This window comes from Duganella sp. Root198D2, assembly GCF_001428585.1.
Taxonomy (GTDB): domain Bacteria; phylum Pseudomonadota; class Gammaproteobacteria; order Burkholderiales; family Burkholderiaceae_D; genus Rugamonas.
Window position 1 is genome coordinate 173,165 of record NZ_LMIC01000007.1, and the last position, 8,590, is coordinate 181,754.

Genomic DNA, 8,590 nt, shown 5'->3' on the forward strand with positions numbered 1-8,590 from the left:
TCAGGCTCCTGCGGCAGGCGTAGGACGTGCGTGGCGGCGGAACAGCGGAACGCGCTGGTCGACCGATGCCTGGTAAGTCTCGCTGAACACGGTCAGGCCTTTCAGGGCGTCTTCAATGCTGCGGTCCGGGCGCGTGTCGTAGGCGTCGAAGCCCACGCGCTGCATCGAGAACAGCTGGTCGCGCAACACGTCGCCGATGGCGCGCAGTTCGCCGGTCCAGCCCAGGCGGGAACGCAGGTTCCAGGCATGGGAATAGCCGCGGCCGTCCGTGAACTTCGGGAAGTCGACTGCCACCAGCGCCAGGCGCGGCAGGTCGTCGCGCAGTGCGACCGGGTCCTCGTCCGGTGCCAGCCACACGGCGATTTCGCCGGCGGCAGCGCGGGCGGAAAGCGCATCGCGCTGCGCCAGCCAGGCTGCCAGCGGCAGGATCACGCGGCCTGCCGGTATTTCCAGCGCTGCCACGGTGGCTGCTTCGGCACCTTCTTCGGCGCGCACCAGGTTCCAGTCGTCGGCCACGATTGCGCGGCCCTTGATGATTTGCTTAGGCATATTCGTCTTCTCCTACCAGGCGGCCAGCGGTTTCAATCGGCGTGGCGTATACAAATTCCTTGAACGGGACAATGCCCAGGCGCTGCGCGGTATCGACGAAGCGCTCTTCCGGAGTGCGCTCGCGTACATATACCTGCAGCAGGCGGTCGATCACTTCCGGCATCTGCTGCGCGGAGAACGATGGGCCGATGATCTTGCCGATGGCGGAGTTGTTGCCTTGCGCGCCGCCAATTGACACCTGGTACCATTCGCTGCCGTCCTTGTCGACGCCCAGCACGCCGATATTGCCGACGTGGTGGTGGCCGCAGGCGTTGATGCAGCCCGAGATATTGAGCTCGAAGTCGCCGATATCGTGCAGGAAGTCGATATGGTCGAAGCGCTCTGCAATGGCCTGGGCGATAGGGATCGACTTGGCATTCGCCAGCGAGCAGAAGTCGCCGCCTGGACAGCAGATAATGTCGGTCAGCAGGCCGATATTCGGCGTTGCCAGGCCATGCGACTTGATCTCCTGCCACAGCGCGAACAACTGGGATTGTTCGACGTCGGCCAGCACGATGTTCTGTTCGTGGGTCACGCGCAGTTCTGCAAAGCTGTAACGGTCAGCCAGGTCGGCCATGTAATCCATCTGCTCGGCGGTCGCATCGCCCGGCGGTACGCCGGTCTTCTTCAGCGACAGCACCACGGCTGCGTAGCCCGGCACCTTGTGCGCTTTCACATTGCGCTTCAGCCAATTGTTGAAGGCCTTGTTGTCGGCGTGGCCGGCAGCCGGATCGATGGCCGGCAGCGACTTGTAGGCGTGTGGCTGGAAGTAGGCGATGATGCGCTCCATCTCATCCAGCGTCAGGGTCTGCTCGGTGCCTTTCAGGTCTTCCCACTCGGCTTCCACCTGGCGGGTGAATTCTTCCACGCCCAGGGCTTTCAGCAGGATCTTGATGCGGGCTTTGTACTTGTTATCGCGGCGGCCATGCAGGTTATACACGCGCATGATCGCTTCGGTATAGGTCAGCAGGTGTTCGCGCGGCAGGAACTCGCGGATCACGGAACCCAGGATCGGGGTGCGGCCCATGCCGCCGCCGACCATCACCTTGAAGCCGATTTCGCCGGCTTCGTTGTGCACCACCGTCAGGCCGATATCGTGCACCGCGATGGCGGCACGGTCTTCCACGGCGCCGTTGATCGCCACCTTGAATTTGCGGGGCAGGGCGATGAATTCGGGGTGGAAGGTCGACCACTGGCGCAGCACTTCGGCGTAAGGGCGCGGATCGATGATCTCGTCGGCGGCTACGCCGGCGAATTCGTCGGAAGTGACGTTGCGGATGCAGTTGCCCGAGGTCTGGATGGCGTGCATTTCCACCGAAGCCAGGTCGCTCAGGATTTCCGGCGTCTCTTCCAGCTTGATCCAGTTGAACTGGATATTCTGGCGGGTGGTGAAGTGGCCATAGCCGCGGTCATACTTGCGGGCGATATGCGCGAACATGCGCATTTGCCTGGAGCTGAGCAGGCCGTAAGGAACGGCGATACGCAGCATATAAGCGTGGCGCTGCATATAAAGGCCGTTCTGCAAGCGCAGTGGCAGGAATTCGGCCTCGGTCAACTCATCGTTCAGGCGGCGTTGAACCTGGTCGCGATACTGCGCGATGCGTTCGCGGATGATGAGGTGGTCGTATTGATCGTATTGATACATAGCTTTCCCAGTAAGGCATGCCCAGAGTGGATTCAATGGTAATAAACTGGGGCCTTATTCCAAACAACATAGTCTTTATTTGCTTATATGCTGTTAAGGCATAAGCATCAGCGTAAAATATGCGCTGGGGAGTCCAACGAGAGCGAGAATGAACCTTCACCAACTGCGATTCGTGCGGGAAGCCGTGCGCCAGAACTACAACCTGACCGACGCCGCCAAGGCCTTGTTTACATCCCAGCCGGGCGTTTCCAAGGCGATCATCGAGCTGGAAGAAGAGTTGGGTGTTGATATTTTCACAAGGCATGGCAAGCGGATTCGCGGCCTGACCGAGCCAGGCCGGCTGGTTTTGTCCTCGGTTGAACTGATCATGCAGGAGATCGACAGCCTGAAACGGATCGGCAAGGAGTATGCGGCCCAGGACTCGGGCAGCTTCACCATCGCCACCACCCACACCCAGGCCCGTTACACCTTGCCTAAAGTAGTACAGGCCTTCATGCAGAAGTACCCGAAGGTGCGCTTGTCTTTATTGCAAGGCAATCCGAAGCAGATCGCGGAAATGGTACAGCGCGACCAGGCCGACCTGGCCATCGCCACCGAATCGATCGCCGCCATCGACGGCCTGATTACCCTGCCTTGCTACCAATGGGAGCACGTGGTGGTGGTGCCGCCGGACCATCCGCTGTTAAGGATCAAGTCCGTCACGCTGGAAGAGGTGGCCGAGCACCACATCATCACGTATGATGCCGCCTTCGCCGGCCGGTCGCGCATCGACCAGGCTTTCGAAAAGCGGGGCTTGAAGCCGGATGTGCTGCTGGAAGCGATCGATGCTGACGTGATCAAGACCTATGTGGAACTGGGCATGGGCGTCGGGATCATCGCCGGCATGGCCTTCGACCCTGAACGCGACCGCAACCTGCGGGCCGTCCCCGCCGGCCACCTGTTCGGCATGAATGTGTCGCGCGTGGCCGTCAAGCAGGGTGCCTACCTGCGATCCTATATATATACCTTCATCGAGCTGCTGGCGCCGACGTTGAACCGCAAGCTGATCGAACAGGCGATGAAGGGCGAACATGAGAACTACGAACTGTGATTAACGAAGACGAACTGTACGAAGTGCGCGAGCACATCGAAGAACTGCTGGATGGCCATGAGGTCCTGCAGCTGGAAAGCCTTGACCTGGATAGCCTGGAGGCCGCGCCGGGCCAGTATACGGCGGTCTACGCCGAGTTCCTGTGGTCCCAGTTGGGACGTGAAAAACAGGACAAGTTCCTGAAACAGCTGCGTGACAAGGTCGGCAAGGATGTGCTGCTGGTCTTGATGGGCGAAGACTATGTCGATGGCGAGAGCTTCCCGATCGCCCGCACCGACCAGCATGGAAATACCTACGAATTCCAGAAAGATGACGACGGAAACCGTATCGAAGTGATGAAGAACTACCCGTCCGACAGCTGGCTGCGCAAGCGTTTGGGCATCGCTGCGCGTGAAATCAAGGTCTTGCGGTCTGAATATTACTGGGTTGTTACATCACGCCTGAAGTAATTTTTTCCTGTCACATTGTTGAAGTAATTGAGGGGCAATATAGCTGCGTTTGAAACATTTCCCTCAACTTCAACAACGTAGGACAACAAGTGAAAAAACTTACTCTGGCAGCACTGATCATCGGCGGTTTCGCAGCACAAGCTCAAGCCCAGTCCAATGTGACCATTTACGGTATCGCTGACGCTGGCTTTGTCGCTGAGCGTGGCGGCGTGAACGGCAGCGTCAACAAGGTGACCAGTGGTGTGGGTTCGGCTTCCCGTCTGGGCTTCAAAGGTGTTGAAGACCTGGGTGGCGGCACTTCCGCAATCTTCGCAATCGAATCCGGCGTCAAGATCGACACCGGCGACCAGGACACCGCAGGCGTGTTCGCCCAGCGCCAGGCTTTCGTTGGCCTGAAGAGCGCTGAAATGGGCCAGGTCACCCTGGGCCGCCAGTACACCATGCTGTACAACGCCCTGTCGCAAGTTGCCGACCCATTCGGCGCCGGCTATGCTGGCAGCGCCAAGAACCTGTTCCCTACCGGCGGCGTCAATACCCGCCTGTCGAACTCCATCGTCTATAACTCGCCGGTATTCTCCGGCTTCAGCGTCGATGCGCTGTATGGCATGGGCGAGCAGGCTGGCGATAACACTGCCGGCCGCCAGTTCGGCTTTGGCGTGAACTACACCAGCAAGGAACTGAACGTTCGCCTGGTTCACAACAATAAGAACAACGACACCGCTGCCGTGGGCGCCACCCCAGCCGTGCGCAAAGACAAAGCCAAGAATACCCTGCTGGCTGCTAACTACGACTTCGGCGTCGCCAAAGTCTACTTCGGCTACGAAAAAGACAAAGGCGCCGGCTCGGCACCGCTGCCAGTGGCTAACGCCTACGGCCTGAAAGTTGCACCCAAGTCCTCCGCTGACAGCGCCGAATGGCTGCTGGGCGTAGGCGTGCCAATGGGCGGCGGCACCCTGGTTGCTTCCTACATCCACAAAGATGACAAGCAAAACGCCCAGGACGCAAACCAGTTCGGCATCGGCTACCTGTACGCCCTGTCCAAGCGCACCACTGCGTACACCGCGATCGCCAAGATCAAGAACAAGAACGGCGCCGGCTACACCGTTGGCAACAACACTGAAGCCGGTACGGGCGACAAAGCGTTCAACCTGGGTGTACGCCACGCCTTCTAAGCAGGTTTTGTAGCAAAGCAGTATCTCTCTCGAGGTGATTCATGATCTTTGGCGGGTCTTCGGACCCGCCTTTTTTTATGTGCCGCAGGGAAGGGGGATGCGGATCGCGATGTGCGTTCCGCTGCCGCCATCGACCTCCATGCTGCCGCGCATTGCCGCGACACGCTCGCGCATGCCAAGCAGGCCGAGCGCATCGGCCTTCGCCATGTCGCCGACGACAATGCCGCGCCCATCATCCGATATGTCGATGAGCAGTTCGCCGCCATCGCGACGGCATCGCACTTCTGCCGTGGCGGCGCCCGCGTGGCGGGCGATATTGGTTAGCGACTCCTGCACCAGCCGGTAGATGGCGGTGCTGTAACGCTCGTCGAGCACCAGGACCTCTGGCAGTGCATCGAGCAGGCAACTGATGCCGTGCCGCTTCTCGAATTCCCCCCGTAGCGACTCCAGCGCAAAGTACAAGCCTCCTTCGTCGAGCGCGCGCGGGCGCAGGTTGCCTGCGATGCGGCGCAGCGAGCCGATGGCTGTGACGAGCAGGTTGTCCATGCTGGCCAGCCGGGCCTCGGCATCCGGGGAGCCAGGAACCTGTTGCTTCAACAGTGTGAGCTCGACGCGCAGGGTCGCCAGCAGTTGCCCCAGGTCGTCATGCAGTTCGCGCGAAATATGGACGCGTTCATCCTCCCGGATTTCCGCCAGCGCGGAATCGGTGGAGCGGCGTCCCTGGACGCGGGTGCGGGGATTCTTCAAAGTCGGCCTCCTGGCGGCAGCAACCACCAAGACACCGTATTACAGCAAGCCGCCGGACGGCTTGATCTGGATCACATCTGTTTGAACAGATGGAGGAAGGAGCGGCTCACTTCCAGCTTGTCTGGGCGGCCTTTGATCATCACCAGGTGGCGGCCACGGATGTCGCGCGTTACCCCTTCGATGGCGTTGACATTGACCAGGGTGGCGCGGTGGATCTGCCAGAACAGGGATGGGTCCAGTTCTTCGGCCAGGTCGCGCACCGGTTTGCGGATCAACGCTTCGAATTTATCGGTCTGCACGCAGGTGTATTTTTCATCCGAGCGGAAGAACAGGATCTCTTCGACCGGGATCATGCGCAGGTCGGAACCGATGCTGGCCTGGATCCACTGCAGGTACTTCGCCTTTGGCGAAGCGATCTTTTCGGCCAGCTGATTCAGGATGGCTGCCATGTCGGCACCTTGTGCCGCGCTGGCCGCCGGCGAGGCCAAGCGGCCTTTGAGGCGCTCGACGGTGATCTTCAGGCGCTCCGGCTCCGGCGGTTTCAGTACGTAGTCGACTGCGCCACGCTCGAATGCCTCCACCGCGTAGGCGTCATAAGCAGTGACGAACACCACATTGCTCTTGTTGCCGATTTCTGCGGCTGCTTCCATGCCGGTCTTGCCCGGCATGCGGATATCGAGGAAGGTGAAATCTGGCTTCAGCTCATCGACCAGTTCGACTGCTTCGTCGCCGTTCTTGGCTTCGCCGAGGATCTCCAGCTCCGGCCATACTTGTTCCAGCCGCATGCGCAGCTGGTCGCGCATCAGTCGCTCATCATCGGCAATAATTGCTGTGGGCATAGTGCTCAATATTAGGAAATAAGAAGTATCAATTATTCAATGGATCGCAGCGTATGGCAATCGCTTATTCCGAACGCGCCAACTGGTACGGCACCTCGATTATCGCGATTACGCCGCTCGGCTGGTTGGGCTCGATTTTCAGTGAGGCCTGGTCGCCGTGCAGCAGCTTCAGGCGCTCGCGGATATTGGTCAGGCCGAGGCCGGTGCCAGTGCTTGGCTTGGCGCCAAAGCCAAGGCCGTCGTCGGACACGGTCACGCGCAGCTTGCTGTGTGCTACATCGGCGCGCACTTTCAGGTAGCCCCCTTCGGGCTTGCCTTCCAGGCCATGCTTGATGGCGTTTTCAACCATCGACTGCAGCATCATCGGCGGGAAGGCGGCGCTGCGCAGGCCTTCGGGCACGTCGAAGTCGACGATGAGGCGCTCTTCCATGCGCATCTTCAGCAGGGCGAGGTAAGCCGCCACCATATCGGACTCGCTGCCGAGCGTGCTGGTCAGCTTGTTTTCACGCATCTGCGGCAGCACGGCACGCAGGTATTTGATCAGGCTGCGCTGCATGGCCGAGGCGCGGGGCGGATCGGTTTCGATCAGGTGCTCGACTGAAGCCAGGGTGTTGAACAGGAAGTGCGGCTCGACCTGGGCCTGCATCATCTGCATCTTGGCTTCGCTCAACTGGCGCTGCATGGATTCGCGCTCAGCCGCAGCATTGGCCACCTGCGCCTCCGCTTCTGCCTTCTTCTTACCACCAACCAGCGCCTTCATCGCAAAAAGTGCCAGCAAGAGCAGGGTGATGAAACTGGTGAACCAGGTCGAAGCCTGCTTATGGTAGCGCGAGACTTTTTCTTCAGCTGCGCTGTCCACGGCCTGTTCCAGTGCGTTGGACAATTCTTCGCCAATCTGCGGCGGCAGTTCGATGTGGACTTCTTCTCCCGGCATTGGAGCGGCCGGCGCGGCCGGTGGCGCGGGCTTTGCCCTGTTAGCCGTTGGCGCTGGCGGGGCAGGGGGCGCCGGGGCTGCGGGATCTGCCGGTGCAGCCGCTTCAGCCGGCATGGCCGGGGCCGCAGCTTCCGCAGCGGCAGTCTCTTCAGTATCGCTGTCGTCGTGGCGAGCGCTTGCTGTTTCGTCGCCGCTTGCTTCTGCGCTGGCCTGTTTCTTGATCTTCCCGGCGCGCGGGTTGAAGTGGATGCCGCTGTCGTCAATCGTGATATTTGGATCCGCGTTGCCCGATTTTGCGCGCTTATGCGAGCGGATTGCCATTTCTTCCTCGCGCGAAGGCGAGAACAGTTCATCCTGCAAGATCGACGCAGCAATCATGGACAGGGCCGCGAACAGGAAGAACTTCCACCACGACAGGTGCGTCACCCAGCCGGTCGTCGCATCAAAGCCCCGGTGGAGCCAAGCCAGGATGGTTTTTGCTGTGTCTTGTGCTTGCGGTGTTGGAAACATGCGCGACTTTCTATTGAATATGGGGCAAGTGTAGATAAGCTTGTGCAAAGCCGCCACCGGCGTGCGACAGAATGCAGAAATACGGGAATAGAAGAATGCCCTTGCGGACAGTCGGATCGTTTGCTATAGTTCTGTCCCTCGCAACGCAGTGCTGACAAAACAGCAGAGCGAAACGAGAAAAAGAAGGGGTTGACGAGCTGCACGCTGTACCGCATAATCTCGCTTCTCTGCTGCNTTCCGGCTCCGGGTACCCGAACATGCGTTTATCTGGCTTGCTATAGTTCTGTCCCTCGCAACGCAGTGCTGACAAAACAGCAGAGCGAAACGAGAAAAAGAAGGGGTTGACGAGCTGCACGCTGTACCGCATAATCTCGCTTCTCTGCTGCAACGAACACAACGCTTCGTGCAATAAAAGCAGCGATCTTTAAAAATCAACAGTCGATAAGTGTGGGCGTTTGACGAATATGCCACGAGCCTTCGGGCTCGATGCTCAAAATATTAGTTGTAACGCTCGCACAAAATATATTAAACGTAATCTCGCAAGAGATTCGTCAGTATTTTGAGTGAGTGACCTCCGGCAGCAATGCTGGAAAAACAGAGATTAAACTGAAGAGTT

8 protein-coding genes are annotated in these 8,590 nt (G+C 59.4%); 3 read left to right on the forward strand and 5 right to left on the reverse strand.

The genetic code is table 11. From position 1 onward, the window contains the following. Both ASE26_RS09715 and ASE26_RS09720 read right to left on the reverse strand, forming a co-directional pair. On the reverse strand, positions 1 to 549 hold the full coding sequence (locus ASE26_RS09715) for a DUF934 domain-containing protein (RefSeq protein WP_055937477.1): 549 nt from the start codon (positions 547 to 549) through the stop codon (positions 1 to 3). Then, a complete protein-coding gene (locus ASE26_RS09720) occupies positions 542 to 2,233 on the reverse strand; it encodes a nitrite/sulfite reductase (RefSeq protein WP_055937480.1) in 1,692 nt (563 codons plus the stop codon). The genes ASE26_RS09715 and ASE26_RS09720 overlap by 8 nt, the downstream gene beginning before the upstream one ends. Positions 2,234 to 2,381: 148 nt before the next feature. Between ASE26_RS09720 and ASE26_RS09725 the strand changes: the two genes are divergently transcribed. The 3 genes from ASE26_RS09725 to ASE26_RS09735 all read left to right on the forward strand — a co-directional run bounded on the left by ASE26_RS09725 (position 2,382) and on the right by ASE26_RS09735 (position 4,944). Then, positions 2,382 to 3,323, forward strand: coding sequence for a CysB family HTH-type transcriptional regulator (locus ASE26_RS09725; protein ID WP_055937482.1), 942 nt, complete (start codon positions 2,382 to 2,384; stop codon positions 3,321 to 3,323). Then, positions 3,320 to 3,772: a hypothetical protein gene (locus tag ASE26_RS09730; RefSeq protein ID WP_055937485.1), complete on the forward strand. Its 453-nt coding sequence runs from the start codon at positions 3,320 to 3,322 to the stop codon at positions 3,770 to 3,772. Before ASE26_RS09725 ends, ASE26_RS09730 begins: the two co-directional genes overlap by 4 nt. A gap of 89 nt (positions 3,773 to 3,861) precedes the next feature. Further along, on the forward strand, positions 3,862 to 4,944 hold the full coding sequence (locus ASE26_RS09735; RefSeq protein WP_055937488.1) for a porin: 1,083 nt from the start codon (positions 3,862 to 3,864) through the stop codon (positions 4,942 to 4,944). Positions 4,945 to 5,019: 75 nt separating this feature from the next. Here ASE26_RS09735 and ASE26_RS09740 read toward each other — a convergent pair whose 3' ends face one another. The 3 genes from ASE26_RS09740 to ASE26_RS09750 form a co-directional block, all read right to left on the reverse strand. Next, complete coding sequence (locus ASE26_RS09740) at positions 5,020 to 5,691, reverse strand: sensor histidine kinase (RefSeq protein ID WP_055937491.1); 672 nt, start codon at positions 5,689 to 5,691, stop codon at positions 5,020 to 5,022. Positions 5,692 to 5,762: 71 nt separating this feature from the next. After that, entirely contained in the window at positions 5,763 to 6,530 is a 768-nt protein-coding gene (locus ASE26_RS09745; RefSeq protein WP_055937494.1) for a LytTR family DNA-binding domain-containing protein, read from the reverse strand. Positions 6,531 to 6,594: 64 nt separating this feature from the next. After that, positions 6,595 to 7,974 (reverse strand): sensor histidine kinase, encoded by a 1,380-nt coding sequence (locus tag ASE26_RS09750; RefSeq protein ID WP_055937496.1) that lies wholly within the window; start codon positions 7,972 to 7,974, stop codon positions 6,595 to 6,597. Between the last annotated feature and the right edge of the window lie 616 nt (positions 7,975 to 8,590).

What these genes read in the sequence shown, in the direction of transcription:
- ASE26_RS09715 (WP_055937477.1), bottom strand. Translation starts at nt 549, where the DNA reads ATGCCTAAGCAAATCATCAAGGGCCGCGCAATCGTGGCCGACGACTGG.
- ASE26_RS09720 (WP_055937480.1), bottom strand. Translation starts at nt 2,233, where the DNA reads ATGTATCAATACGATCAATACGACCACCTCATCATCCGCGAACGCATC.
- ASE26_RS09725 (WP_055937482.1), top strand. Translation starts at nt 2,382, where the DNA reads ATGAACCTTCACCAACTGCGATTCGTGCGGGAAGCCGTGCGCCAGAAC.
- ASE26_RS09745 (WP_055937494.1), bottom strand. Translation starts at nt 6,530, where the DNA reads ATGCCCACAGCAATTATTGCCGATGATGAGCGACTGATGCGCGACCAG.
- ASE26_RS09750 (WP_055937496.1), bottom strand. Translation starts at nt 7,974, where the DNA reads ATGTTTCCAACACCGCAAGCACAAGACACAGCAAAAACCATCCTGGCT.